General features: G+C 65.1%; 25 protein-coding genes. 17 read left to right on the forward strand and 8 right to left on the reverse strand.

Annotated features, from left to right (window positions below; all coding sequences use genetic code 11):
• The first annotated feature begins 42 nt into the window (after positions 1-42).
• A complete protein-coding gene (locus tag R4P47_RS05635; protein ID WP_317784238.1) occupies positions 43-2,730 on the forward strand; it encodes a DNA translocase FtsK in 2,688 nt (895 codons plus the stop codon).
• Between the two features lie 86 nt (positions 2,731-2,816).
• On the opposite strand, the gene R4P47_RS05640 is transcribed toward R4P47_RS05635, so the two are convergent.
• Positions 2,817-3,101 carry a YciI family protein gene (locus R4P47_RS05640; protein WP_149405924.1) on the reverse strand — a complete coding sequence of 95 codons (285 nt, stop codon included), beginning with the start codon at positions 3,099-3,101 and terminating at the stop codon, positions 2,817-2,819.
• Positions 3,102-3,142: 41 nt separating this feature from the next.
• Positions 3,143-3,730, reverse strand: a complete 588-nt coding sequence (locus R4P47_RS05645; protein WP_262498345.1) for an amino-acid N-acetyltransferase — start codon at positions 3,728-3,730, stop codon at positions 3,143-3,145.
• Positions 3,731-3,870: 140 nt separating this feature from the next.
• Here R4P47_RS05645 and pgsA point away from each other — a divergent pair, with 140 nt between their 5' ends.
• The 5 genes from pgsA (at position 3,871) to R4P47_RS05670 (ending at position 7,239) form a co-directional block, all read left to right on the forward strand.
• Positions 3,871-4,560, forward strand: a complete 690-nt coding sequence (gene pgsA / locus R4P47_RS05650; protein WP_411567297.1) for a CDP-diacylglycerol--glycerol-3-phosphate 3-phosphatidyltransferase — start codon at positions 3,871-3,873, stop codon at positions 4,558-4,560.
• A 198-nt stretch (positions 4,561-4,758) separates the two neighbouring features.
• Positions 4,759-5,100 (forward strand): helix-turn-helix transcriptional regulator, encoded by a 342-nt coding sequence (locus R4P47_RS05655; protein ID WP_317784239.1) that lies wholly within the window; start codon positions 4,759-4,761, stop codon positions 5,098-5,100.
• Between the two features lie 144 nt (positions 5,101-5,244).
• Positions 5,245-6,054, forward strand: a complete 810-nt coding sequence (locus R4P47_RS05660) for a PspA/IM30 family protein (protein WP_068050702.1) — start codon at positions 5,245-5,247, stop codon at positions 6,052-6,054.
• A 43-nt stretch (positions 6,055-6,097) separates the two neighbouring features.
• Complete coding sequence (gene pspM, locus R4P47_RS05665) at positions 6,098-6,967, forward strand: phage shock envelope stress response protein PspM (protein WP_317784240.1); 870 nt, start codon at positions 6,098-6,100, stop codon at positions 6,965-6,967.
• 98 nt (positions 6,968-7,065) lie between these two features.
• Positions 7,066-7,239: a hypothetical protein gene (locus tag R4P47_RS05670; protein ID WP_179276638.1), complete on the forward strand. Its 174-nt coding sequence runs from the start codon at positions 7,066-7,068 to the stop codon at positions 7,237-7,239.
• A 13-nt stretch (positions 7,240-7,252) separates the two neighbouring features.
• On the opposite strand, the gene R4P47_RS05675 is transcribed toward R4P47_RS05670, so the two are convergent.
• Positions 7,253-8,149 (reverse strand): diacylglycerol kinase, encoded by an 897-nt coding sequence (locus tag R4P47_RS05675; protein WP_317784241.1) that lies wholly within the window; start codon positions 8,147-8,149, stop codon positions 7,253-7,255.
• Positions 8,150-8,429: 280 nt separating this feature from the next.
• On the opposite strand from R4P47_RS05675, the gene R4P47_RS05680 reads away from it, so the two are divergent.
• The 5 genes from R4P47_RS05680 (at position 8,430) to R4P47_RS05700 (ending at position 12,275) form a co-directional block, all read left to right on the forward strand.
• Complete coding sequence (locus R4P47_RS05680) at positions 8,430-9,011, forward strand: TetR/AcrR family transcriptional regulator (protein ID WP_411567305.1); 582 nt, start codon at positions 8,430-8,432, stop codon at positions 9,009-9,011.
• 90 nt (positions 9,012-9,101) lie between these two features.
• Positions 9,102-10,274, forward strand: coding sequence for a glycosyltransferase (locus tag R4P47_RS05685; RefSeq protein WP_269593690.1), 1,173 nt, complete (start codon positions 9,102-9,104; stop codon positions 10,272-10,274).
• Between the two features lie 10 nt (positions 10,275-10,284).
• On the forward strand, positions 10,285-10,476 hold the full coding sequence (locus R4P47_RS05690) for a DUF3046 domain-containing protein (RefSeq protein ID WP_027496833.1): 192 nt from the start codon (positions 10,285-10,287) through the stop codon (positions 10,474-10,476).
• A gap of 197 nt (positions 10,477-10,673) precedes the next feature.
• The gene (gene recA / locus R4P47_RS05695; protein ID WP_008716921.1) at positions 10,674-11,711 is read left to right on the forward strand and encodes a recombinase RecA; all 1,038 of its coding nucleotides are present in this window, start codon (positions 10,674-10,676) and stop codon (positions 11,709-11,711) included.
• 12 nt (positions 11,712-11,723) lie between these two features.
• On the forward strand, positions 11,724-12,275 hold the full coding sequence (locus R4P47_RS05700) for a regulatory protein RecX (protein WP_317784243.1): 552 nt from the start codon (positions 11,724-11,726) through the stop codon (positions 12,273-12,275).
• 107 nt (positions 12,276-12,382) lie between these two features.
• Here the strand turns inward: R4P47_RS05700 and R4P47_RS05705 are convergent, their stop codons facing one another.
• The 4 genes from R4P47_RS05705 to R4P47_RS05720 form a co-directional block, all read right to left on the reverse strand.
• A complete protein-coding gene (locus tag R4P47_RS05705; RefSeq protein WP_068050696.1) occupies positions 12,383-13,255 on the reverse strand; it encodes an amino acid ABC transporter permease in 873 nt (290 codons plus the stop codon).
• On the reverse strand, positions 13,255-13,932 hold the full coding sequence (locus R4P47_RS05710; RefSeq protein WP_068284151.1) for an amino acid ABC transporter permease: 678 nt from the start codon (positions 13,930-13,932) through the stop codon (positions 13,255-13,257). Before R4P47_RS05710 ends, R4P47_RS05705 begins: the two co-directional genes overlap by 1 nt.
• Positions 13,933-14,021: 89 nt before the next feature.
• Complete coding sequence (locus R4P47_RS05715) at positions 14,022-14,852, reverse strand: glutamate ABC transporter substrate-binding protein (RefSeq protein WP_068050691.1); 831 nt, start codon at positions 14,850-14,852, stop codon at positions 14,022-14,024.
• A gap of 53 nt (positions 14,853-14,905) precedes the next feature.
• A complete protein-coding gene (locus tag R4P47_RS05720) occupies positions 14,906-15,634 on the reverse strand; it encodes an amino acid ABC transporter ATP-binding protein (RefSeq protein ID WP_170944851.1) in 729 nt (242 codons plus the stop codon).
• A gap of 243 nt (positions 15,635-15,877) precedes the next feature.
• Between R4P47_RS05720 and miaB the strand changes: the two genes are divergently transcribed.
• Positions 15,878-17,434 carry a tRNA (N6-isopentenyl adenosine(37)-C2)-methylthiotransferase MiaB gene (miaB, locus tag R4P47_RS05725; RefSeq protein WP_223145642.1) on the forward strand — a complete coding sequence of 519 codons (1,557 nt, stop codon included), beginning with the start codon at positions 15,878-15,880 and terminating at the stop codon, positions 17,432-17,434.
• A complete protein-coding gene (locus tag R4P47_RS05730; RefSeq protein ID WP_068050689.1) occupies positions 17,431-18,018 on the forward strand; it encodes a hypothetical protein in 588 nt (195 codons plus the stop codon). Before miaB ends, R4P47_RS05730 begins: the two co-directional genes overlap by 4 nt.
• A 43-nt stretch (positions 18,019-18,061) precedes the next feature.
• Here the strand turns inward: R4P47_RS05730 and R4P47_RS05735 are convergent, their stop codons facing one another.
• Entirely contained in the window at positions 18,062-19,549 is a 1,488-nt protein-coding gene (locus tag R4P47_RS05735) for a DUF349 domain-containing protein (RefSeq protein ID WP_317784244.1), read from the reverse strand.
• Positions 19,550-19,700: 151 nt separating this feature from the next.
• Here R4P47_RS05735 and R4P47_RS05740 point away from each other — a divergent pair, with 151 nt between their 5' ends.
• From R4P47_RS05740 to hflX, 4 genes are all read left to right on the forward strand, one after another.
• Positions 19,701-20,423 carry a class III extradiol dioxygenase subunit B-like domain-containing protein gene (locus R4P47_RS05740; protein WP_317784245.1) on the forward strand — a complete coding sequence of 241 codons (723 nt, stop codon included), beginning with the start codon at positions 19,701-19,703 and terminating at the stop codon, positions 20,421-20,423.
• Positions 20,416-21,345, forward strand: coding sequence for a tRNA (adenosine(37)-N6)-dimethylallyltransferase MiaA (miaA, locus tag R4P47_RS05745; RefSeq protein ID WP_317784246.1), 930 nt, complete (start codon positions 20,416-20,418; stop codon positions 21,343-21,345). Before R4P47_RS05740 ends, miaA begins: the two co-directional genes overlap by 8 nt.
• A 24-nt stretch (positions 21,346-21,369) precedes the next feature.
• A complete protein-coding gene (dapF, locus tag R4P47_RS05750; protein WP_317784247.1) occupies positions 21,370-22,239 on the forward strand; it encodes a diaminopimelate epimerase in 870 nt (289 codons plus the stop codon).
• A gap of 79 nt (positions 22,240-22,318) precedes the next feature.
• Positions 22,319-23,869 carry a GTPase HflX gene (hflX, locus tag R4P47_RS05755; protein WP_411567298.1) on the forward strand — a complete coding sequence of 517 codons (1,551 nt, stop codon included), beginning with the start codon at positions 22,319-22,321 and terminating at the stop codon, positions 23,867-23,869.
• Position 23,870 lies beyond the last annotated feature (1 nt).

Raw genomic sequence — 23,870 nt, forward strand, 5'->3', positions numbered from 1 at the left:
TGCGGATGGTTTCGACGGGGCTGTTGCGACTAGCCTGGGGGCATGGCAGGAAAGACCAGCACCTCCACCGCCAGAGCCGGATCCAGCGGATCCGGCTCCTCGCGCGCGTCCGGCACCGCCCGTAAGTCCGGTGGCGGGCGTACTGCGCGCACCGTGACGACGCCGAAGAAGCCCACCGCGCCGCGCAATCCCGCGACGTCGCGTGCGAACGCGTCCTCCCGTGGCAAGGCCCCAGCCAGGGGTGCGTCGACGTCTCGGCGGCCCGCGGCGAAGAAGAAGTCACGCGGTGCCCTCGACGCGATCGGGCGAGGTATCGCCTCCACCTGGTCGATGGCAGCACGCGGAGTCGGTGCCACGACGCGGACGGTGAGCAAAGCCGCCGACATCGAGCACGGCCACCGCCGGGACGGGATCGCCCTCGGACTGATCGCCGTCAGTGTCGTCGTCGCCGCGAGTGTGTGGCTGAGCGCCGGGGGACCGGTCGGCGAATGGATCGAGGTGGGTATCCGCGCCGTCATCGGTGAAGCCGGCTACGTCGCGCCCGTGCTCGGTGTCGCCATCGCCGTCGTTCTGATGCGCTCCGAACCGCATCCCGAGGTACGGCCGCGACTTGTTCTGGGATCGATCCTGCTCGGCCTGCCGATCCTCGGCCTGTGGCACATGGCCGCAGGCTCACCGACCGACGCCGCCGGCCGATCCGAGGGCGCAGGCTTCGTCGGATACGTGGCAGGCGGACCCATAGCCGACGGCCTCACCGTATGGCTGGCCGTGCCGTTGTTGCTGCTCGCCGGCCTGTTCGGAGTGCTGCTTCTCACCGGCACCACCGTGCGCGATGTACCCGATCGGATGCGTGCACTGTTCGGCACCGACAGCCGCGGCGACGAATACGACGAGTACGACCCGGCCGACTTCGGCTCCGAATTCGGTCACGAGGGCTACGGCGACTACGACAGCAACTTCGACGCCGACGGCTACCCGGTCCACGGAGGCGCGGACCCCTACGACAACTACCCGACCGAGGAATACATCCCGGTCGTCAAGCCGTCACGCGCGCGCAAGACCCCGCCGCCCGAGGCTGCCACCGAGGTCATCGCACCTGCCGCCGCTGTCCCCGCACCTGCTCCCGAGCCGGTCGCGCCCCCGCGGCCGAAGCCCAAGCCGATCGTGAAGGCGGCCGAACCGAAACAGCCGGCCGAGGACGACAAGATCGTCGTCGATCGCGTCGTCGACGGGGATTACACGCTGCCGTCGCTGTCGCTGCTGATCGACGGAGATCCGCCCAAGACCCGCAGCCAGGCCAACGACGCCATGATCGAGGCGATCTCCGAGGTACTCGAACAGTTCAAGATCGATGCCGCGGTCACCGGTTTCACCCGCGGCCCCACGGTCACCCGCTACGAGGTGGAGTTGGGCCCCGGCGTCAAGGTCGAGAAGATCACGGCACTCGCACGCAACATCGCCTACGCCGTCGCCACCGACAACGTTCGCCTGCTCGCGCCTATCCCGGGCAAGTCCGCGGTCGGTATCGAGGTGCCCAACTCGGACCGTGAGATGGTCCGTCTGGCGGACGTACTGACCGCGCCGTCGACGCGCAAGGATCACCATCCGTTGGTGATCGGACTCGGTAAGGACATCGAGGGCGACTTCGTCAGCGCCAACCTCGCGAAGATGCCGCACTTGCTGGTGGCCGGATCCACCGGTTCCGGTAAGTCGAGCTTCGTGAACTCGATGCTCGTCTCGCTGCTCGCACGGGCGACCCCGGACGAGGTTCGGATGATCCTGATCGACCCGAAGATGGTGGAGCTGACGCCCTACGAGGGAATTCCGCACCTCATCACCCCGATCATCACGCAGCCCAAGAAGGCTGCCGCGGCGCTGGCCTGGCTCGTCGAGGAGATGGAGCAGCGTTACCAGGACATGCAGATCAACAAGGTCCGTCACATCGACGACTTCAACAAGAAGGTGCGGTCCGGCGAGATCACCGCACCACTGGGCAGCGAACGCGTCTACCGACCGTATCCCTACATCCTGGCCATCGTGGACGAGCTGGCCGACCTGATGATGACTGCCCCGCGTGATGTCGAAGAGGCGATCGTGCGGATCACCCAGAAAGCGCGCGCCGCCGGCATTCACCTGGTGCTCGCCACCCAGCGTCCTTCGGTCGACGTCGTGACGGGCTTGATCAAGACGAACGTGCCGTCGCGTCTGGCCTTCGCCACGTCGTCTTTGACCGACTCCCGCGTCATCCTGGACCAGCCGGGTGCGGAGAAGCTCATCGGTATGGGAGACGCGCTCTTCCTGCCGATGGGTGCGGGCAAGCCGACGCGTCTGCAGGGTGCGTTCATCACCGACGAGGAAATCGCCGCCGTCGTCGACTTCGCGAAGAACCAGGCCGAGCCGGAGTACAACGAGACCGTCACCGCTGCGAAGGTCTCGGACAAGAAGGACGTCGACCCGGACATCGGCGACGACCTCGACGTGCTGTTGCAGGCGGTCGAACTGGTCGTGACGAGTCAGTTCGGTTCGACGTCGATGCTGCAACGCAAGCTTCGAGTCGGCTTCGCCAAGGCCGGGCGATTGATGGACCTGATGGAGAACCGCGGAGTGGTCGGCCCGAGCGAAGGCTCGAAGGCCCGCGAGGTACTAGTCAAGCCCGACGAGCTCGACGGTTTGCTGTGGTCGATCAAGGGCGGCGACCCGGACGAGCAGCCCGCGTCGGAGGAGTTCTGACCGCTTCCCGGCCTGGGTGAATGGACCACTGCAGCCGTCCCGGCAGTGCAGTGGTCCATTCACGCGAACGGGGGGAGCGGGGAAGATCAGGACGTGAAGGTGCCCATGACGGGCGTCCATTCGTGGAACGTCGCCGACTCGATCAGGTTCTCCACCGCGAACGGGTCTTGCGCGAACAGCTTCTCGACGGTGGCAGCATCCGCGCCCTCCACCAGCAGCAGCGCACCGCTGCCATCGGCGTACGGTCCACTCGACACCAGGGTTTTCCGGTCGAGTAGGTCGGCCAACCAGGCGCGATGTGCTGCGCGGTGAGTGTCGCGCCCGTCTGTGGTGGCGGGTGAGTAGGTGTAGCTGACGGCGATCAGGGGCATGGAGCTCTCTTCCGGATTCGAGGGGTGATCCCGGAATTCTGTCAGAGCGACAGCAGCATCCGCGTGTTGCCCAGAGTGTTCGGCTTGACGTAACTCAGGTCCAGGAACTCCGCCACGCCGGTGTCGTACGAACGGCACATTTCCGCATAGACCTCGGCTGTCACGGGGGTTCCGTCGATCTCGGCGAACCCGTGTCGAGAGAAGAAGTCCACCTCGAAGGTCAGCACGAACACTTTCTGCAGCGCCAGATCACGAGCGACCTCGATCAGCTTGGCGACGATCAGGTGGCCTGCGCCGTGCCCCTTGGCGGCGGGATCGACGGCGACCGTGCGAACCTCGCCCAGATCGGCCCACAGCACGTGCAACGCACCGCAGCCGATGATCTCGCCGTCACGCTCGGCGATCCAGAACTCCTGCACCGCCTCGTACAGGGTGACGAGGTTCTTCTCGAGCAGAATGCGTCCGGCGTAGATGTCGATCAAACGCTTGATCTCGGGGATGTCGGAGGTTCTGGCTCGACGCACGACGAGGGTGCCGTCGTTCGCGGAGCCGAGGTCCGCGATGTCGGATTGCACGTCGGATTCGGGGTCTGCGATGTCGCGACTCGCCCGATTCGGCCCAGAAGTCATGGGGTGAACAGTAGTCAGTACCGCAACCGATAAACTTTTCGTGTGTCGTTCAGTGAGCTGTGTCCCCGTCTCGGCGGATCGGTGCTGCGCCGAAGCCGACACACCGACCGGTACGTCGTCGACGGCGCGCGGTTCTGCCGATGAGCGGGCCGGTGACGCCCGATCACGGCGTTCCATCCAGTGGCGAGATTCCGGGCAACCGTCCCTCCGGTGCTTCGGTCCCACGTGATTCGGGACTGCCTCACGGCAACGCTGTCACCGGTGGTCCGGACGAAGTGCCGTTGCTCAATATCGCGAACGTCCTGACGGTGCTCCGAATCGCACTGGTGCCGGTCTTTCTCGCGGCACTGTTCGTCGGTGACGGCCACGACACATCCTGGCGGCTGGCGGCAACCGCGATCTTCGCTGCTGCTGCCATCACCGACCGGATCGACGGTCAGTTGGCCCGCAAGTACGGTCTCGTCACCGATTTCGGGAAGATGGCCGACCCGATCGCGGACAAGGCTCTGATCGGTGCCGCGCTCGTCGGACTGTCGATGTTGGGCGACCTGTCGTGGTGGGTGACGGTGATAATCGGTGTGCGGGAAATCGGCATCACCGCGGTGCGGTTCGCCGTCATCCGCCACGGAGTGATCCCCGCAGGGCGCGGCGGCAAGGTGAAGACTCTGGTGCAGACGTTCGCGATCGGGGTGTACCTGTGCCCGCTGCCGACCGTGTTCGACCCGGTCGCGGTCGCCCTGATGGCGCTGGCGGTACTGCTCACCGTCTACACCGGTATGGACTACGTGGTGCAGGCCGTTCGTCTGCGCCGAGGCGTGTCCTCCGCGTGAACTCGTCGGCGGGCTACAGTCGTGGTGGCCGTGTCGCAGCTGTTTCGGCGCGTGTCGCAGTGAACGGGCATATAGGGTCGGGAACCAATCGGACCGACTGGGACGTTGAACATCGTGACGGCTCCGGACGAACGAGATGTGAACGTTGTCGTCTCGACGGCACAGCCGTCGGCACGAACACCAACGAGGAGGAGCGAGATGGCGCTGCTATTGCGTGAAGCACTCGGCGACAGTTTGCGGCGTACTCGCGTCGCACAGAGCCGAACCCTGCGTGAAGTCTCGAACACCGCACGCGTCAGCCTCGGATACCTTTCCGAGGTCGAACGCGGTCGCAAGGAAGCGTCGAGCGAGCTCCTCGCTGCGATCTGCGACGCCCTCGCCGTCCCGCTCTCGGACGTCATGAGCGATGTCAGTGTGACACTGTCCGACGCCTCGACCGCCGTCGCGCGGCTCGACGAGGCGGCGGTCGCCACCCGCATCGACGGCGATACTCGCGTCGTGATTCCGGCACCTGCTGCCAGAGCACTCGCCGCCGCCTAAGATCGGAAAAGTACCCAGTTTCCACTCCTGACCCAGACCACGCACCCGACTTTCACAGCACGGACAGGTTCATTTCGGTCACTGCGAGAGCAGCCGACCCGTACGCGGCCACCGCGGCGCAACAGATGGAGGCAGGACCACCCCATGGCTAATCCTTTCGTCAAGGCCTGGAAATACATGATGGCGCTCTTCAATTCCAAGATCGACGAGAAGGCCGACCCCAAAGTTCAGATTCAGCAGGCGATCGAAGACGCACAGCGACAGCATCAGGCTCTGTCCCAGCAGGCCGCGTCGGTCATCGGTAATCAGCGCCAGCTAGAGATGAAGCTCAGCCGTCAGCTGGACGAGGTCGAGAAGCTCAACGCGAACGCGCGGCAGGCGGTGACGCTGGCCGATCAGGCCGCCACTGCAGGCGACATCGAGAAGGCCACGCAGTACACGAACGCAGCCGAGGCGTTCGCAGCACAGCTGGTGACCGCCGAGCAGAGTGTCGAGGACCTCAAGGTCCTGCACGACCAGTCTTTGCAGGCGGCCACCCAGGCGAAGAAGGCCGTCGAGCAGAACGCCATGGCTCTGCAGTCGAAGGTCGCAGAACGCACCAAGCTACTGAGCCAGCTCGAGCAGGCGAAGATGCAGGAGAAGGTCAGCGAATCCCTGCGGTCTATGGACAGCACGCTGTCCGCGCCCGGCAACACCCCGAGCCTCGACGCGGTGCGCGACAAGATCGAACGTCGCTACGCTGATGCCCTCGGATCGGCAGAGCTGGCCCAGAACACCGTGTCGGGTCGCATGATGGAGGTTCAGCAGGCGTCGGTGCAGATGGCGGGTCACAGCCGCCTCGAACAGATTCGTGCATCGATGGCAGGTGACTCGTTGCCGTCGGGCAATGCCGCGGCGAAGCCCTCGATCTCGAAGTCCCCGGACGCGACGCCCGAGCCACCGGCTCAGGCATAGATCGAGCCGGCGAACAGCTCGGACGTCCGACAGCAACGTCGACATGAACAGTAGAGAACACGAAGCCGGCCGGTCGCGTAAGCGGCCGGCCGTTTCGCTCGATCGCGAGGCCGTGACCGCAGCCGTCACCGAGTCCGGTGCCGTGGTCAAATCTCTGGCGGAGTCCGCTCGGAATGTCGGGACCTCGATTCTCGACGCCGCAGGGCGCCGAAGGGATCCCCGCGTCAAGCACCTGAAGAAAATTCGCCGCGCCAGACGACGCGGAATCAGGTTCGGTGCCGCGTCCACGACGACGGCCGTGGGAACTGCGGGGATGGCCGTGCTGTCGGCACCGGAGTGGACTCTGTTCGTGGGCGGCGGTAGTGCGGCGCTGATGGCTGTCCCGGCCGCATTCGCGGTGACGCGGTTGCGGCGACTTCGAGCCCAACCGGTGCCGGTTGGACTACCGACCAAGCGCGTGTTGCCGCAGCGCGGATCTGCCGCGTACGAGTCGATGACCCGACTGGCCGGTGCCGAGCAGAGTCTGTTCGAGCTACTGGGAATCCTGGCGAGATCCGAGACGATCGGTGCCGAGGACGTCGAGGAGATGATCGGGGTGACCTCCGACGCAGCCCGCGGGCTCGAAGGAGTCGCCGTCGACATCGCCGCTCTGGAACGTGCGGGGGCGGCAAGCGCTGTGACCCGCGAGCACCTGCGGGGCGGAATAGCCTCGGCTGCAGCCGAACTCGCCACCGGTGTCGATCAGTACGAGCAGCTCGTGGCCGCGGCCGCGCGGATGACCGGACCGGCAGGATCGGCGTCGACGACGGTCGTGGAATCGCATCGACGCGAGCTGCTGTCGGCTACGGATCGACTGCAGGGGTGGGCCGAGGCGCTCACCGAACTCGACCGGATTCGGTCGCGGCACCGCTGAGACAATTCAGGGTTCACCCCGATGTGTTCGTCGCGCGCGAGTGCCAGTATCGAAGTACGCGAAACGACACGGTGCGCGGCGACACGGTAGGAGCACTCATGTTCTGGAAAGTACTGGGATTCATCGTTCTGATCTGGATTGCGCTCGCGCTTTTGGGCACCATCATCAAGGGTGTCTTCTGGCTCGTGGTGGCCGGCGCGATCGTGTTGGGCCTGGTATGGCTGTACAAGGCGATCTCCTCCGACAACGATCGCTCGTCGCTGAAGTTCTGACGCGGCGGCTCGGTCACCCGCGAGCCATGGAATCCTGATTCACGAACACCCGAAGTGCCCGCGGCACGCAACGCGCGGTGACAGGTAGTTCGGCGACTCGCTCACCGTCCGCATAGGCGACGATTCCGTCGCATCGCAGCGTGACCTGCGTCGAGGTGTAGGTGTCCACCTCGGGCCGGTCGATGTGTGTTCCCCGGTAGAGCGTGGGGGACAGTCCGAGCAGTCGAGTCCGGCTCACCCCTCGGATGACGGTGACGTCGAGAAGGCCGTCGTCCACGAGCGCGGCGGGGCACACGACCATCCCGCCACCGTAACTTCTGCCGTTTCCGACAGCGACCAAGGTGGCGTCGAGACGAAGCTCGGCATCGTCCAGTTCGATGACGTACGGCAGCTTTCGGAGGGACGCCAGCTGAAGCATCATCGCTGCGTTGTACCGCAGCGGTCCGCGTGGCCAGCGCAGTCGCTTGGCCCTCTCGGTGACCAGCGAGTCGAAACCACTGGACAGGACGGTGGCGAACCAGCGCTCGCCGATCCGTCCGAGATCGATTGCGCGGGTGACGTTGTCGGCGACGATGTCGGCGGCGTGAACAGCATTGCCTCGAGGCAGTCCCAGAGACCGTGCCAGATCGTTGCCGGTACCGGCCGGGATCAGGCCCATCGGGACGTCGGTGCCGGCCAGTACTTGGACGACGAGATTGACTAGCCCGTCGCCGCCGACGGCGACCACCGCGTCCGTACCGCTGCCGACTGCCTTCTCGAGCAAAGTCAACGCATCCCCGGGTGTGCGGCCTTCGATGGCCGTGACGTGAAGTTCACGCTCCCGCAGTCGAGCCACGGCGCACCGTCCGGCGTGCCCCGCGTGCCCACCGCCGGCCATCGGATTGGTCAACACCGTCACCGATCGGGTCATGCTCGCAACGATTTTTCGATCACATCGATCAGCTTGCCAGGGTCGACGATTGCCGTGGTGGTGACCGAGGCGATTCCTGGTCGAATGCCCCCGACGCAGATTGCGCATGCGTGTTACCGGCGATCTTCGGGCCCGATGTGCGTGTAACCGTGAGGTACTGTAACGAAATAGACTGTTACTACGCGCAATACGGTCTTTTTGTCCGAATCGAGAAAGGTGGCACGTGATCGAGCAGCCGGCGTCGAGTCCTGTCTCGTCGGAGCAACCGCAGTCGTCGTCCGTGACCGCTGCTCCCGAGAAGTCGGTCGAGAACACCGTTCTCGACGCGGCCCGGTCCTGCATCCTCGAACACGGAGTCAAGCGCACGACCTTGGCCGAGATTGCGCGTCGCGCCAAGGTCAGCAGGCCCACCGTGTACCGAAGATGGGCCGATACACGAGCTGTGGTGTCGAGCCTGCTCACCCGAGAGATCGGTGCCCTGATTCCGAGCTTCGACGCTTCGGCACCGGCTCGTGATCAGCTCGTGACTGCCGTGGGTGACGTTGCCGACCGCATTCGACTCCATCCGCTTTTCGTGAAGATTCTGCGTTCCGATTCCGACGTGCTCGCCACGTACATTCTGCATCGGCTCGGAACCAGTCAGGCGTTGATCATCGATGCACTGGCTTCTCTGGTCGTTGCCGGACAACGTGATTCCTCGATTCGTCCGGGGGATCCCACCACTCTGGCCACGTTGGTATTGCTGATGGTGCAGTCTGCGGTCCAGTCCGCGGAGATGGTGTCCGAGCGGGTGTCCGGTGCCGAGGTGACACGCCAGATGGCGTTCGCCGTCGACCGTTACTTGCGACCCGAGGGTGCGTGAACGAGGCTGCGTCCTGACCTGACCGCCCCTCTCGCGACCTGATCTCGGCACACGTCGAGCGGTACGGCTCGAGTGTGGCACGCTGGGTCGGTGCGAGTAGCAGTGGTGGCCGGGCCCGATCCGGGGCATGCCTTTCCGGCGATCGCCCTGTCTCTGCTCTTCCGCGCGGCCGGCGACGAACCGATCCTCTTCACCGGTAGCCGCTGGGTACCCGCTGCGCACGCCGCGGGCCTGCGAGCGCTTCCGCTGGGTGGACTCGCACCGCGGCCGGAAGACGACGATCTCGATGCCGGACAACGGATCCACTCTCGGGCGGCGTTCGTCTCGACCGAGTTGCTACCCGACCTCGAGCGGGAGAACGTCGATCTCGTCGTGTCCGACATCCTCACCGCAGGGGGTGGCATGGCCGCCGAGCGTCTCGGTATCCCCTGGGTCGAACTCTCGCCCCATCCTCTGTATTCGCCCTCGAAAGGGTTGCCGCCCATCGGAAGTGGCTTGGCTCCGGGTATCGGGATTCGGGGCAGGCTGCGCGATGTGGTGATGCGCGCGTTGACGGCACGCTCGATCGCTCAGGGGCGCACACAGCGTTCCAGCGCACGGACGAGCATCGGGTTGCCTGCCGAGGACCCGGGTCCCGCTGCTCGGCTGGTCGCCACTATTCCAGCGCTAGAGGTGCACCGACCCGACTGGCCGGCGGAGGCGCACGTGGTCGGCCCGCTGCTGTGGGAGCCGACGGACGAGCTGCTCGATGCCCCCGACGGCTCGGCACCGCTGGTGATGGTCGCGCCGTCGACCGCCTTCACCGGTGCGGAAGGAATGCTCGAGATGGCGCTGAAAGGGTTGGACGGCAAGGGGGTGCGGGTCGTGGCCTCCGTTCTCGACGGAGGTCCCGACGCTCTCCCGAGCTGGGCGAACGCAGGCCTCGGCCGCCAGGACGAACTGCTGCGCCGTGCCGATGTAGTGGTATGCGGCGGTGGCCACGGCATGCTGGCCAAGTCTCTCGTCCACGGCGTTCCGGTGGTGGCCGTCCCCGGCGGTGGTGATCAGTGGGAGCTGGCGAATCGGGCCGCCCGGCAGGGGAGTGCGGTCATCGTACGACCCCCGACGCCGACCTCGATCGCCGACGCGGTGGCCACGGTGCTGTCCGATCCGCGTTTCGCTCGGGCAGCGGGGGCGGCGGCGGACGGGTCGCAGTCCGTCGAGGATCCGGTGTCGGTGTGTCGTCACGTGCTCGCCCGCAGCGGTCCACGGAGCGGGCGCTAGGGTTGTCGTTGTGCGTCTGACCGAATTTCGTGAACTCCTCACCGAGGAGTTCGGCTCCGTTCGAGGAAACTCCCTGCTGGCCGATCATGTGTTGTCCGGCATCGGTCGCACCGGAGCGCAGGCCATCGAGGACGGCGTCGACCCGCGAGAAGTGTGGCGCTCGATCTGTTACGAGTTCGACGTTCCGAAAGAGCGCTGGTAGTACCGCACCGGTCCGGTCGATCTTTTCCGGCGTGTCGAAAGCCGAGGTAGTTGACTCGAACACGTGTTCCCCTATGCTGATGTCAACGGTTGCTGAGCGGTCTCGAGAAACTTCTTGTCGGTACCCCGTTCTAGCGTTACCGACGACAAAGCTGATCGACACGACACAGCTGAACGACACGACACAGGGAGCTCACGATGGCTGCATACGATCGCGACAAAGCGCTCGATCTCGCACTTGCGCAGATCGACAAGAACTTCGGCAAGGGCTCGGTGATGCGCCTCGGTGACGAGGTCCGACAGCCCATCGCCGTCATCCCCACGGGATCGATCGCGCTCGATGTGGCACTCGGCATCGGAGGGTTGCCGCGTGGACGTGTCATCGAGGTCTACGGTCCGGAATCCTCGGGTAAGACCACCGTCGCCCTCCATGCAGTGGCCAGTGCTCAGCGAGCCGGCGGCATCGCTGCCTTCATCGACGCCGAGCACGCTCTGGATCCGGACTACGCGAAGAAGCTCGGCGTCGACACCGATGCATTGCTGGTGTCACAGCCCGATACCGGTGAGCAGGCTCTCGAAATCGCCGACATGCTGATCCGATCGGGTGCTCTCGACATCCTCGTGATCGACTCGGTGGCGGCACTGGTGCCGCGCGCCGAGATCGAGGGTGAGATGGGCGACAGCCACGTGGGTCTGCAGGCCCGCCTGATGAGCCAGGCGCTGCGCAAGATCACCGGTGCCATGAGCAACTCGGGCACCACCGTCATCTTCATCAACCAGCTGCGCGAGAAGATCGGCGTCATGTTCGGCTCTCCCGAAACCACCACCGGTGGTAAGGCATTGAAGTTCTACGCCTCGGTTCGCCTCGACATCCGCCGCATCGAGACCCTGAAGGACGGAACCGATGCCATCGGTAACCGTACCCGGGTCAAGGTGGTCAAGAACAAGGTTGCGCCGCCGTTCAAGCAGGCCGAGTTCGACATCATCTACGGCAAGGGCATCAGCCGCGAAGGCTCGTTGATCGACATGGGCGTCGAGCACGGCTTCATCCGTAAGTCGGGTTCGTGGTTCACCTACGAAGGTGACCAGCTCGGCCAGGGCAAGGAGAACGCCCGCAAGTTCATGCTCGAGAACCCGGACGTACGGGACGAGATCGAGAAGAAGATCATGGAGAAGCTGCAGATCGGCGCGGACGTCACCGCAGAGGAGCCCGCAGCTGCTCCGGTCGACTTCTAACCTGTTGTCGCTGTGCAGCAGCGAGACGAAGGCGGCGGCACCGAGGCGCAGGCGAAAGATGTCTGCCTTCGGTTGCTGACCGACCGAGCGCGCAGCAGGCACGAACTCGAAGCGAGCCTGGCCAAGAAGGGTTTCACCGCAGAGATCGCGAACGCCGTTCTCGACCGGCTCGAGAAGGCCAAGCTGGTCGACGACGAATCCTTCGCTCAGCAGTGGGTCCAATCCCGGCACAAGTACTCCGGCAAGGGCAAACGTGCATTGAGCATGGAGCTCCGCAACAAGGGAGTCAGCAACGAACTCGCTGTGCATGCACTCGATCTGATCGATGCAGACGACGAGCGTCAGCGCGCATCCGAGTTGATACGCAAGCGATTCCGCACGCTGCAGTTGCCCGATCCCAGCGGACCCGATGCTCGAACCGAGCGAGACAAGGTTGTGCGCAAGCTGGTCGGCATGCTCGCCCGCCGCGGCTACTCGCAGTCGATGGCATTCGCAGTGGTCAAAGAGCAGCTCGACCGTGCAGGTGCCGATACCGAAGACTTCGACGGCCCCGACTCGATGTGATCGTCCACCTCGAGCCGGTGCCGTCGAGAAACAGTAAGGCCCGCAACACCATCGGTGTTGCGGGCCTTACTTGTCGACGGCCTCGACCAGTTGCAGTGTCGTGTGGGTCAGGCTGCCTGACCACCGTCGAGAGCCGGAACCACTTCAGTCGCGCCGGCCTTGCGCTTGCGAGAACGCAGACGACGTTCGACCACGGTGGCCAGCTTCGTCAAAGCGGAGTTGATGATGATCATGATGACGGCGACAATCACCAACGACGGCAGGTAGTTGCTGTAGAACGCGCCCACCTGCTGCCCGGAACGGACGACTTCGACGTAACCGATGACGTAACCCAGCGCCGAGTCCTTCAGTGCCACCACCATCTGCGAGATGATCGCCGGAAGCATGGCGGTGACGGCCTGGGGGAGCAGAACCAGGAGCATGACCTGGCTTTTGCGCATGCCCAACGCCGACGCGGCTTCGCGCTGGCCCTTGGGCAGGGAGTTGACGCCGGCACGCACGATCTCGGCAATGACCGAACCGTTGTACAGGGTCAGGCCCGTGACCACCGCAGCCAAGGCCAGGTACTTGACCTTGAAGACCTCGTAGTCGGCGTAGACGGCGTACAGGAAGATCATCAGGATCAGCACCGGAACGGCGCGGAACACCTCGACGAATGCGCCGCTGATCACTCGGACGACTCGATGATCGGACAACCTGCCGATACCGAGTACGGCACCGAGGATCAGGGCGAACACGATCGACAGGGCCGCTGCCACCAGCGTGCCCTGAATACCGGGCAGGAGATAGGTGGTCCACGTGGTCGATTCGAGGAACGGATCCCACTTCTCAGCGGTCAACTGCCCCTTCGAGTCGAGCGCCCGGTAGATCAGAAACGCGATCCCCAGCGAGACGACTGCAACGACCACGGTCAGAATGCGATATCGCAGTACCGCTTTCGGGCCCGGGACGTCGTACAGAACTGCTACTGCATCACTCATCATGACACCGCCAATCGCTTGCTGATGTAGCCGAACAGCAACCCGGTCGGGAGCGTCAGGATCATGAACCCGAGTGCGAAGATGCCACCGACGACGAAGATCGCGGCCTCGTTCTCGATCATTTCTTTCATCAGGAACGATGCCTCGACCACACCGATGACGGACGCGATCGTGGTGTTCTTCGTCAAGGCGATCAGAACGCTACCGAGCGGGCCCACCACTGCCCGGAACGCCTGTGGGAGAACGACGATGCTGACGTTCTGGGTGAAGGTCATGCCCAGAGAGCGACCCGCTTCGGCTTGACCGACGGGGACGGTGTTGATGCCCGATCGCAGTGACTCGGCCACGAACGACGCCGTGTACACGCTCAAGCCGAGTACGGCGAGTCGGAAGTTGTTGTCCACCAAGCCTGTCGGCGACGACTGCGATGCCAACGAGACACCCAGGGTCTGGAAAAGGCCGAAGGAGGTGAACAGAATGATCAACGTCAGTGGAGTGTTTCGGAAGATCGTGACGTACACGGTGGCGATCGCTCGCGCAATCGGGATCGGTGAGACGCGCATGGCCGCGACCACCGTGCCGATTATCAGCGCACCGACCGCCGACAGCAGTGTCAACTGGATCGTCGTGATGAATACCTCGACGAGTTGACTGCCGTATTTGCTCAATAGGTTCAAGGTGCCTCAGGTCCTTACGGCTCAGAGAGAATTCAGGCCGCCGAGTACTTCTGCCCGGATTGCACAGCGGTACTCGGCGGCATCAGAGATCAGTAACGATCGACGGTGGGTGCCTCGGGCAACGGGTAACCCGATGCACCCACGGTGTCGTTGAACGCCTGCTCCCAGGCACCGCTGGAGATCATTTCCTCGATGGCGTCGTTGATCTGGTTACGTCCTTCGGTGTCGTCCTTGTTCAGGCCGATGCCGTAGTTCTCCGTGGTGAACGGCTCACCGACCACCTTGAGCTGGCCCGGGAACTGAGCGGCGTAACCGGCGAGGATGATGTCGTCCGTCGTCACCGCATCGATGGAGTTGTTGTTGAGGGCTTCGACGCAGGCGGAGTAGGTGTCGTAGTTCTGTAGCTGCACGCCGGGGTACTCGTCGGCGATGTTCTGCGCCGGAGTCGAACCGGAGACCGAGCAGAGCCTCTTCCCTTCGAGAGAAGCAGGTCCGGTGATGTCGGTGTTGTCGTTGCGAACGAGCAGCGACTGTCCCGCCACGAAGTACGGTCCGGCGAAACCGACCTTCTCCTTGCGCGTATCGGTGATCGAGTAGGTGGCGACGATGTAGTCGACCTCACCGTTCTCGATCAGCGTCTCGCGCTGGGCCGAGGGGGATTCCTTGAACTCGATGTTGGCCTCGTCGACACCCAGCTGACCGGCAACGTACTTGGCCACCTCGACGTCGAATCCGCTGAACGTGCCGTCGGGGTTGCGCAGCCCGAGGCCGGGCTGATCGAACTTGATACCGACGATGAGGTTGCCGGCCTCTGCGCTGCTGGAGATGGTGCGTGCTTCCTCGCCGCCGCCGCAGGCGGTGGCGACGATGGACAGAGCGGCGATGGCGACACCGAGGCGGATCGGGCGGGTGATTCTCACTGTGAATGTCCTTAAGGATCGGGTGGGGTGAACGGAATGAACGGTGCAGCGGGTCAGTGGCCGAGAATCTTGCCGAGGAAGTCCTTGGCTCGTTCGGACTTGGGGGATTTGAAGAACGTCTCCGGATCGGTGTCCTCGACGACGGCTCCGTCGGCCATGAAGATGACGCGGTCGCCTGCCTTGCGAGCGAAGCCCATCTCGTGGGTGACGACGAGCATCGTCATGCCCTCCTTGGCAAGCGAGGTCATGACGTCGAGTACCTCGTTGACCATTTCGGGGTCGAGGGCCGAGGTGGGCTCGTCGAACAGCATCACCTTGGGGTTCATGGCGAGAGATCGAGCGATGGCGACACGCTGCTGCTGACCACCGGACAACTGGGCGGGGTACTTGTCGGCCTGGTTGGCGATGCCCACGCGTTCGAGCAGAGCCAATGCGCTCTTCTCTGCCTCGTCCTTCTTCTGCTTGCGCACCTTCATGGGCGCGAGCATGACGTTCTGCAGAATCGTCTTGTGCGCGAACAGGTTGAACGACTGGAACACCATGCCCACGTCGGCACGCAGTGCGGCCAGGGCCTTGCCCTCGGCGGGGAGCAGGTCTCCGTCCACCTCGATGGCACCGGAATCGATCGGTTCCAACCGATTGATCGTCCGGCACAGGGTCGACTTGCCCGATCCGGAAGGACCAACGACGATGACGACCTGTCCGGCCGGCACTTCCAGGTTGATGTCCTTGAGGACGTGCAGATCACCGAAATGTTTGTCGACGGATTTGAGCGAGATCATCGAAGGTGCGCCCGGCGGGGGAGTCGATGCCGGCGCGTCGGTGGCGTGCGTCATAGATCGAAACCCTATGCGCAGTTTCCTCGCCGACCGGTGTTTTCGCCCGTCATCTTCGATTATGTAATGGAAACTTTACTGACGGTCTGCATCGGCCCTGGACAGTCTCCGGTGGAGCCCTCGACCCCGGCGTGTCGGTCGGTGCGATGGACGTACCCTGGAGGGGTGCAAACGAGTGTTTTTCCGACCATGGACGTGACCGAACGCGGGGTTACCGAGCCCGTACCGCTCACCGACGGGTCGGCGGCAGGTGCCCGCAGCTACGAAGTGCGTACGCACGGTTGTCAGATGAACGTCCACGATTCGGAGCGGCTGTCCGGACTGCTCGAGGAAGCGGGCTACGTGCCGGCGGACTCGGGCACCGACGCGGATCTGGTCGTGTTCAACACGTGCGCGGTGCGCGAGAACGCCGACAACAAGCTCTACGGCAACCTGGGCATGTTGCGGCCTGCGAAGACGCGCAATCCCAACATGCAGATCGCTGTCGGTGGCTGCCTGGCGCAGAAGGACCGCAACACCGTCGTGGAGAAGGCACCGTGGGTCGACGTCGTCTTCGGCACCCACAACATCGGGTCGCTGCCGGTTCTGCTCGAGCGCGCCCGGCACAACGAACAGGCACAGGTCGAGATTCTCGAATCTCTCGAGGCCTTTCCCTCCACCCTCCCCGCGAAGCGAGAATCCGCCTACGCCGGCTGGGTGTCGATCTCGGTGGGCTGCAACAACACCTGCACGTTCTGTATCGTCCCCGCATTGCGCGGCAAGGAAATCGACCGCAGGCCGGGTGACATCCTCGCCGAGGTACAGGCTTTGGTGGATCAGGGCGTCCTCGAGGTGACTCTGCTCGGCCAGAACGTCAATGCGTACGGTGCCTCGTTCGCCGATCCGGACATGCCCCGTGATCGCGGCGCGTTCGCCTCGCTGCTGACCGCTTGCGGCTCGATCGAGGGGCTGGAGCGGGTGCGCTTCACGTCCCCGCACCCCGCCGAGTTCACCGACGACGTCATCGAGGCCATGGCGTCGACCCCGAACATCTGCCCCACCCTGCACATGCCGCTGCAGTCCGGATCGGACCGAATCCTCAAGGCCATGCGCAGGTCCTACCGGCAGACGAAGTTCATGGGCATCATCGACAAGGTGCGTGCGGCCATGCCGCACGCGGCTGTCACCACCGACATCATCGTCGGCTTCCCCGGCGAGACCGAGGAGGACTTCGAGCAGACCCTCGACGTGGTGCGACGGGCGAAGTTCGCCAACGCCTACACGTTCCAGTACTCGAAGCGTCCGGGCACCCCGGCGGCCGACATGCCCGACCAGGTACCCAAAGAGGTTGTGCAAGAACGGTATCTGCGGCTGATCGCGTTGCAGGAGGAGATCGTTCTCGCGGCCAACCAGGCGCTGATCGGTACCGAGGTCGAACTGCTCGTCGCCACCGGTGAAGGTCGCAAGAACGCAGCAACCCATCGGATGAGCGGGCGAGCCAGGGACGGCCGACTCGTCCACTTCGCCGTGGACGCCGACAGGGCGAGCGAGATTCGTCCTGGTGACGTCGTCACGACCACACTCACTGCAGCCGCCCCGTACCACCTCATCGCCGATGCCGGCGTGCTCACACACCGCCGTACGGCAGCAGGAGACGCTCACGAACGCGGAGTGATGCCGAAGACGGCACCGATCGGCGTCGGCCTCGGACTTCCCTCGATCGGCGCACCGGCGCCGCTGACGCCAGAGACAGGATGCACCGCATGACAGAGACAGACGGACCCGATCGCGTCGTACCCTCTCGATCCGCAGAGGAACTCGGACGGACCGAGAGGGCGGTGATGACCGAACTGGATCCGGGCGCGCGGGCCATGGTGGTGGCCGGGCTGGTCATGGTCCTGCTGTTCACGTTCGCGTTGCCGCACACCGGATCGGCCAGCGGGTTCGACGTGCTCACGGGCAGCGATGCCGCAGTTGCCGAATCGATCGCACTGCCGTCGCGCGTCTTCGTCGTGCTCGTGCTCACGTTCGGTGTGGTGATGTCGGTGCTCGCACTCGTCACCCGTATCTGGGCGCTGGCCTGGGCCGCTCTGGCAGGGTGCGCGGTGTCGTCGGTGTACGGAATGTTCTCGATCTGGACGCGGCAGACCGTGCCGGACAACGTGCAGGGCGCCGGACCGGGAATCGGCCTGATCATCGCGTGGATCACCGTCATCGCTCTGACGTTCCACTGGCTCAAGGCCGTGTGGAAGAAGACGAACGCCCAGCTCGCCGCCCAGGAGCAGCGACGTATCGCGGCCGCGTCGGGTGAGCAGAAGCTACGACTGTGGGACGGCCACTCGGCCCCGTAGGCCCGAACGGCCGTCCCCGGTCAGCGAATCACAGTTCGTCGACTCACAGTTCGTCGACGGCGCTCTCCGCTGCGTCGGCCCACTCGCGCCACTGCTGGGCCTGTGCCAGCGCACGCTCGGCATCCTTGGTCTTGCCTGCTGCGGTTGCCTTGGCAGCCTGATCCTCGAACTGAGCCACCCGTTCGCGGAACTGGGCCGCGCGGGCAACGGCCTCGGGGTCGGAGCGACGCCACTGCGACTCGACCGCGTCGTGCACGGACTTCTCGATCGCACGCAGTTTGCCTTCGAGTTCCTGCATCTTCTCGCGCGGGACCTTGCCGATGGCATCCCACTTGTCCTGCAGATCGCGCAGCGCCGAGCGGGCAGCGTCGAGGTCCTTGCTCGGGTCGATGTGGGTCTTGGCCAGCAGGGCTTCCTTCGCCTCGGCGTTGGCCTCGAACTCGGCGTCCCGCTCGGAGGCCGCGGCGTTGCGGGCGGCGAAGAACACGTCCTGTGCGGCCTTGAAGTTCTTCCACAGAGCGTCGTCGGCATCACGAGGAGCACGGCCGGATGCTTTCCACTCCACCAGCAGATCGCGGAACGCAGCTGCGGTGGGACCCCAATCGGTGGACGACGACAGGGCTTTGGCCCGCTCGACGAGTTCTTCCTTGCGAGTCTTGGCCGCACCGCGCTCACGATCGAGATCGGCGAAGTGCGCGCCGCGGCGACGATTGAAGTTCTCCCGAGCCTTCGAGTACCGCTTCCACAAGGCATCGTCGATCTTGCGGTCGACCCCGCGAATCGTCTTCCACTCGTCGAGGATTTCGCGTAGCCGATCTCCCGCGTGCTTCCACTGGGTCGATTCGCTGCCGATCTGTTCGGCTTCGACTGCGAGAGCTTCCTTGCGTGCCGTGTGTTCGGCGCGTTCGAGCTCCTTCTCGTGCTTGGCCACCGCTGCTGCGGCATCCGAATGCTCGACGACCGCGTCGAGTCGCCTCGCGAGCAGATCGAGGTCACCGATCACTGCCGCAGTCGGCAGGCTCTCCAGCAGCGCGGACGCTGCGGCCTTGGTCTTCTTGGCATCGCCTGTACCGGAGGTCAATCGAGCTTCGAGCAGACCGACCTCGGTGGCCAGATCGTCGTAACGCCGACCGAAATGGGCGAGCCCTTCCGCTGCGTCTCCGGCTTGCCAGGACCCGATCTGCCGCTCGCCGTCGGAGGTGGTCACCCACGCCGTACCGTCGTCGTCGACTCTGCCGAACTTGCTGGGATCGCTCGCAGGCGTGACCGCCGGGATTGCCGTGGGGACGTGGGAGGGCGTGGGGTGAGGTTTGGCACCGGCCGAACCACCGGGCCGAGGAGAACCGGCACCTGGGCCCGCGGGCCTGGGTCCGCCACCGGGCTTCGGTCCACCGCCCGGCTTGGGTCCACCTCCGGGCTTGGGTCCGCCGTGGTTCGCCGCATCGGGAGCGGTGGCACCGGGGGGCTGGGCGGGTGCATCCGAGGACGGAGCCTCGGGGGTGGTGGGGGTACCGGCGTTCGGGTCGGTCATTGTTCCTCATCTCTGCCGCGCGTCACGGCTGCCTCAATCGCGATCTGGACACCATTGAACTAGGTGACGACCGATCGGACCATTGAAACAGCTCAGACGACTCGAGGTGGACCCGTCCGGCCAAGTCGCACCAGCGACTAGCGTGGTGCTCGTGTTTCGTGCCGCGGCCCTGGTGCCCTCTCCGCCGTTGTTGGTCCCCGAACTGATGGGCGCGGGGGCGGCCGAGACAGCAGATCTTCGGGTCGCCGCCGTCAGCGCGACGACACACCTGACGTCGACGGTCGACCGCTGGATTGCCGTCGGCGTCGATCGCACGTCCTCCACGTTCGGCGAGGCCACTGTCGGCACGTTTCGGGGCTTCGGAGTCGACGTGGTCGTGAGCCTGTCCGGCGCCGCGGATCAGACTGCGGCAGACCCGGACCTGCCGCTGGCCGTTCTGATCGCGGGGTGGCTGCGAGGACAGGCTGCGCCCGACGATGCGGTCGAGGTCCGCACGATCCCGGCCGATGCGAGCCCCGAGTGGTGCGCGGAGTTCGGCGAGGAGCTGCGCCGAGAGTTCGACGCATCGGCGGAGAGCTGGGGCGTTCTGGTGCTGGCAGACGGGGCGAACACGCTGACTCCGAAGGCCCCCGGATCGTTCGACGAGCGCGCCGAGGAGGTCCAGCGCCGGATCGACGATGCCCTCGCGGCAGCGGACGTCGACGCGTTGGCCGGTCTGGAACCGGACCTGTGCGCATCGCTCGGTGTCGGCGGCCGAGCGGCGTGGCAGGTGCTGGCAGCACTCGCCGGAGCCGATGCTAAGACGACGACGGAGCTCTACCGAGGTGCCCCTTTCGGCGTCGGATACTTCGTGGGGACCTGGTCTCGTGACTGATGGGGCGAGCGATCCGGCTACGACTCCGGTCGCGATCATCGGCCCGACGGCCGCAGGCAAATCCGATCTGGCTCTCGATCTGGCCGAGAAATTCGGCGGCGAAATCGTGAATATCGACGCGATGCAGCAGTACCGGGGAATGGACATCGGGACCGCGAAACTGCCAGTCGCTCAGCGGCGCGGGATTCCGCACCATCAACTCGATGTGCTCGAGGTCACCGACATCGCCACCGTCGCGCGCTATCAAGCGGCTGCGGTCGCCGATGTCGAGGACATCAGATCGCGTGGATTGCGACCGATCATCGTCGGGGGGTCGATGATGTACGTGCAATCGTTGCTCGACGAGTGGGCCTTTCCGGCAACCGACCCCGTCGTGCGGGCGAAGTGGGAAGCAGTCCTCGAAAGCAACGGTGTCGAGGAGATCCATCGCGCGTTGACGGCCGCCGATCCCGAGGCTGCCGCGTCGATACTGCCCACCGACGGCAGGCGCATGGTCCGGGCGCTCGAGGTGGTGGAGCTGACCGGGCAGCCGTTCGCGGCCTCGGCTCCGAAGATCGGCGCACCTCGCTGGGGCACGGTGGTGCTCGGAGTCGACCGCGACACGGCCGAACTGGACGAGCGGATCGCCGAGCGCACGCGACAGATGTTCGAGACCGGACTACTCGACGAGGTGGAAGGGCTGCTCGGTCTGGGGCTGCGTGAGGGCGTCACCGCGTCGCGCGCGATCGGGTACGCGCAGGCTCTCGACGTGTTGGCGGGGGAGTACGACGTCGAGTTCGCGCGGGAACGGACGTTCATCGGAACCAGACGCTACGTGCGACGCCAACGCTCGTGGTTTCGCCGCGACGACCGTGTCCGTTGGCTCGACGGTGCGTCGCCCACGCTGATGTCGGACGCCCTGTCCGCGATCGACCCCGCGTAACGGAACCCCCGTAGACTCGCGGCCATGCACTTCGCCAAAGGCCATGGAACTCAGAACGACTTCGTCGTACTGCCGGATCCGGCAGCCGAGCTCGAACTCACCAGGTCGGCGGTCTCGGTGTTGTGTGATCGACGCCAGGGCCTCGGTGCCGACGGCATCCTTCGCGTCGCCCGGGCCGGGATGCTCCGCGACGCAGGCGTACTCGATCGCATTCCATCGGGTGTCGAGCCCGAGGACTGGTTCATGGACTACCGCAACGGCGACGGCACCATCGCCGAGATGTGCGGCAACGGTGTCCGCGTGTTCGCGCACTACCTGCGGGTACACGACCTCGAGCAACGCGATCAGTTCGTGGTGGGTTCGCGTGCGGGCGCACGCGCTGTGACCGTTCACTCGTTCGACGACACCGACGCCGATGTCACCGTGGCGATGGGTGACGTCACTCTGATGGGCTCGAGCTCGGTGACCCTCGCGGGCGGAACGTACGAGGGCGTCGGGATCGACGTCGGCAATCCGCACCTGGCCTGTGTCGACGGGACGTTGACGCGCGCATCTCTCGGTGCCCTCGACCTGTCCGCACCGCCGACACTGGACTCCGAGTTCTTTCCCCGCGGCGCGAACGTCGAGATCCTGACCAGGCTCGACGACGGTGCCGTCGAGATGCGCGTGTTCGAGCGTGGCGTCGGGGAGACGCGATCGTGTGGCACCGGAACCGTGGCGGCGGCCGCGGCGGCGCTGTCCTACGAGGGTCTCGAGACCGGGGAAGTGAGCGTCGGTGTGCTCGGCGGTCGGGTGCGCGTGAACATCGATCACGTCGGTGCCACTCTGCGCGGACCATCGGTGCTGCTGGCCCGCGGCGAGATCGACGACCGGTGGCTGAAGGCTCAGTCCTGACGATCGCCCCGGCCTCGGCATCCGCCCGGACCGAAACCCGCGTGCATACGCTGGGCTTTTCGTGGATCATGGGTGACGTATGACGAACTCACATGAAACATCCCCTGCGGGCGAACCGGTCGACGACAGTCGCGACGAGGTCGACGGTGCTCCCGAAACCGAATCCGCCTGGACTCGCGAAGAGTCCGACGCGTGGTCGAGGCGACTGGCTCGGTCTCCGCTGAACGACGAGAACTCCCCGTCGTCCGGCGACATGCAGCTCGAAGACCGCACCGCGCTGCGTCGAGTGGCCGGACTGTCCACCGAACTCACCGACGTCACCGAGGTCGAGTACCGGCAGCTGCGCCTCGAACGCGTCGTGTTGGTCGGAGTCTGGACCACCGGCACGGCCGCGCAGGCCGAGTCCAGCATGACCGAACTGGCTGCACTCGCCGAGACCGCCGGCTCGGTGGTACTCGAAGCGCTGATGCAGCGACGCGACAAGCCCGATGCCGCGACGTATATCGGTTCCGGCAAGGCCAAGGAAGTGCGCGACATCGTCCTCGCGACCGGTGCCGACACGGTGATCTGCGACGGTGAACTGACGCCTGCTCAGCTCAATGCGCTGGAGAAGGTCGTCAAGGTCAAGGTCATCGACCGCACCGCGCTGATCCTCGACATTTTCGCGCAGCATGCGACCTCGCGAGAAGGCAAGGCGCAGGTCGCCTTCGCGCAGATGGAGTACATGTTGCCCAGGCTCCGCGGCTGGGGTGAATCCATGTCGCGGCAGGCCGGTGGACGTGCGGGCAGCAACGGTGGTGTGGGTCTGCGCGGACCGGGTGAGACGAAGATCGAGACCGACCGTCGACGCATTCGTGAGCGAATGGCCAAGCTGCGCCGCGAGATCAAGGGCATGAAGCAGGCCCGCGACACCAAACGCGAACAGCGCCTGAGCGGTACGGTGCCGTCCATCGCGATCGTGGGGTACACGAACGCGGGCAAGTCGAGTCTGTTGAATGCCCTGACCGGATCCGGTGTCTTGGTCCAGAACGCGTTGTTCGCCACCCTCGATCCCACCACGCGCAAGTCGACCCTCGAAGACGGCCGCGAGATCGTGCTGACCGACACCGTCGGCTTCGTTCGGCACCTTCCGACTCAGTTGGTCGAAGCGTTCCGCTCGACCCTCGAGGAAGTCACCGATGCAACCCTGCTGCTGCACGTGGTCGACGGATCGGATCCTCTTCCGATCGATCAGATCAAGGCCGTGCGCGAGGTGATCACCGAGGTGGTTCGCGAGCAGGATGCGAAGATGCCACCGGAACTGTTGGTGGTCAACAAGATCGACGCTGCCGATCCGGTGCAGCTGACCCAGCTGCGCGGATTGCTCGACGGTGCGCGGTTCGTCTCGGCCAAGACCGGCGAGGGAATCGACGCCCTGCGAGATCACCTGGCCGAGATCCTCTCCGAGCCGGACGTGTTGGTCGACGTACTCGTGCCGTACACCCGTGGCGATCTGGTCGCGCGCATCCACACCGACGGCCGGATCGTGAAATCCACCCATGAGGAAGAGGGCACGCGCGTGGAAGCGCGTGTGCCGCAATCGCTCGCGGCAGCGCTGGTCGAGTTCACGGCAACCGTTCCCACCGCCTGAT

The sequence above is a fragment of the Rhodococcus sp. IEGM 1370 genome, from assembly GCF_033142325.1.
GTDB lineage: Bacteria > Actinomycetota > Actinomycetes > Mycobacteriales > Mycobacteriaceae > Rhodococcoides.

What these genes read in the sequence shown, in the direction of transcription:
- R4P47_RS05645 (WP_262498345.1), bottom strand. Translation starts at nt 3,730, where the DNA reads ATGACTTCTGGGCCGAATCGGGCGAGTCGCGACATCGCAGACCCCGAA.
- miaB (WP_223145642.1), top strand. Translation starts at nt 15,878, where the DNA reads ATGGACGTGACCGAACGCGGGGTTACCGAGCCCGTACCGCTCACCGAC.
- recA (WP_008716921.1), top strand. Translation starts at nt 10,674, where the DNA reads ATGGCTGCATACGATCGCGACAAAGCGCTCGATCTCGCACTTGCGCAG.
- R4P47_RS05705 (WP_068050696.1), bottom strand. Translation starts at nt 13,255, where the DNA reads ATGAGTGATGCAGTAGCAGTTCTGTACGACGTCCCGGGCCCGAAAGCG.
- pgsA (WP_411567297.1), top strand. Translation starts at nt 3,871, where the DNA reads ATGAGCGGGCCGGTGACGCCCGATCACGGCGTTCCATCCAGTGGCGAG.
- R4P47_RS05655 (WP_317784239.1), top strand. Translation starts at nt 4,759, where the DNA reads ATGGCGCTGCTATTGCGTGAAGCACTCGGCGACAGTTTGCGGCGTACT.
- R4P47_RS05735 (WP_317784244.1), bottom strand. Translation starts at nt 19,549, where the DNA reads ATGACCGACCCGAACGCCGGTACCCCCACCACCCCCGAGGCTCCGTCC.
- R4P47_RS05635 (WP_317784238.1), top strand. Translation starts at nt 43, where the DNA reads ATGGCAGGAAAGACCAGCACCTCCACCGCCAGAGCCGGATCCAGCGGA.
- R4P47_RS05675 (WP_317784241.1), bottom strand. Translation starts at nt 8,149, where the DNA reads ATGACCCGATCGGTGACGGTGTTGACCAATCCGATGGCCGGCGGTGGG.
- R4P47_RS05670 (WP_179276638.1), top strand. Translation starts at nt 7,066, where the DNA reads ATGTTCTGGAAAGTACTGGGATTCATCGTTCTGATCTGGATTGCGCTC.
- R4P47_RS05730 (WP_068050689.1), top strand. Translation starts at nt 17,431, where the DNA reads ATGACAGAGACAGACGGACCCGATCGCGTCGTACCCTCTCGATCCGCA.
- pspM (WP_317784240.1), top strand. Translation starts at nt 6,098, where the DNA reads ATGAACAGTAGAGAACACGAAGCCGGCCGGTCGCGTAAGCGGCCGGCC.
- hflX (WP_411567298.1), top strand. Translation starts at nt 22,319, where the DNA reads ATGACGAACTCACATGAAACATCCCCTGCGGGCGAACCGGTCGACGAC.
- R4P47_RS05720 (WP_170944851.1), bottom strand. Translation starts at nt 15,634, where the DNA reads ATGATCTCGCTCAAATCCGTCGACAAACATTTCGGTGATCTGCACGTC.
- dapF (WP_317784247.1), top strand. Translation starts at nt 21,370, where the DNA reads ATGCACTTCGCCAAAGGCCATGGAACTCAGAACGACTTCGTCGTACTG.
- R4P47_RS05640 (WP_149405924.1), bottom strand. Translation starts at nt 3,101, where the DNA reads ATGCCCCTGATCGCCGTCAGCTACACCTACTCACCCGCCACCACAGAC.
- R4P47_RS05660 (WP_068050702.1), top strand. Translation starts at nt 5,245, where the DNA reads ATGGCTAATCCTTTCGTCAAGGCCTGGAAATACATGATGGCGCTCTTC.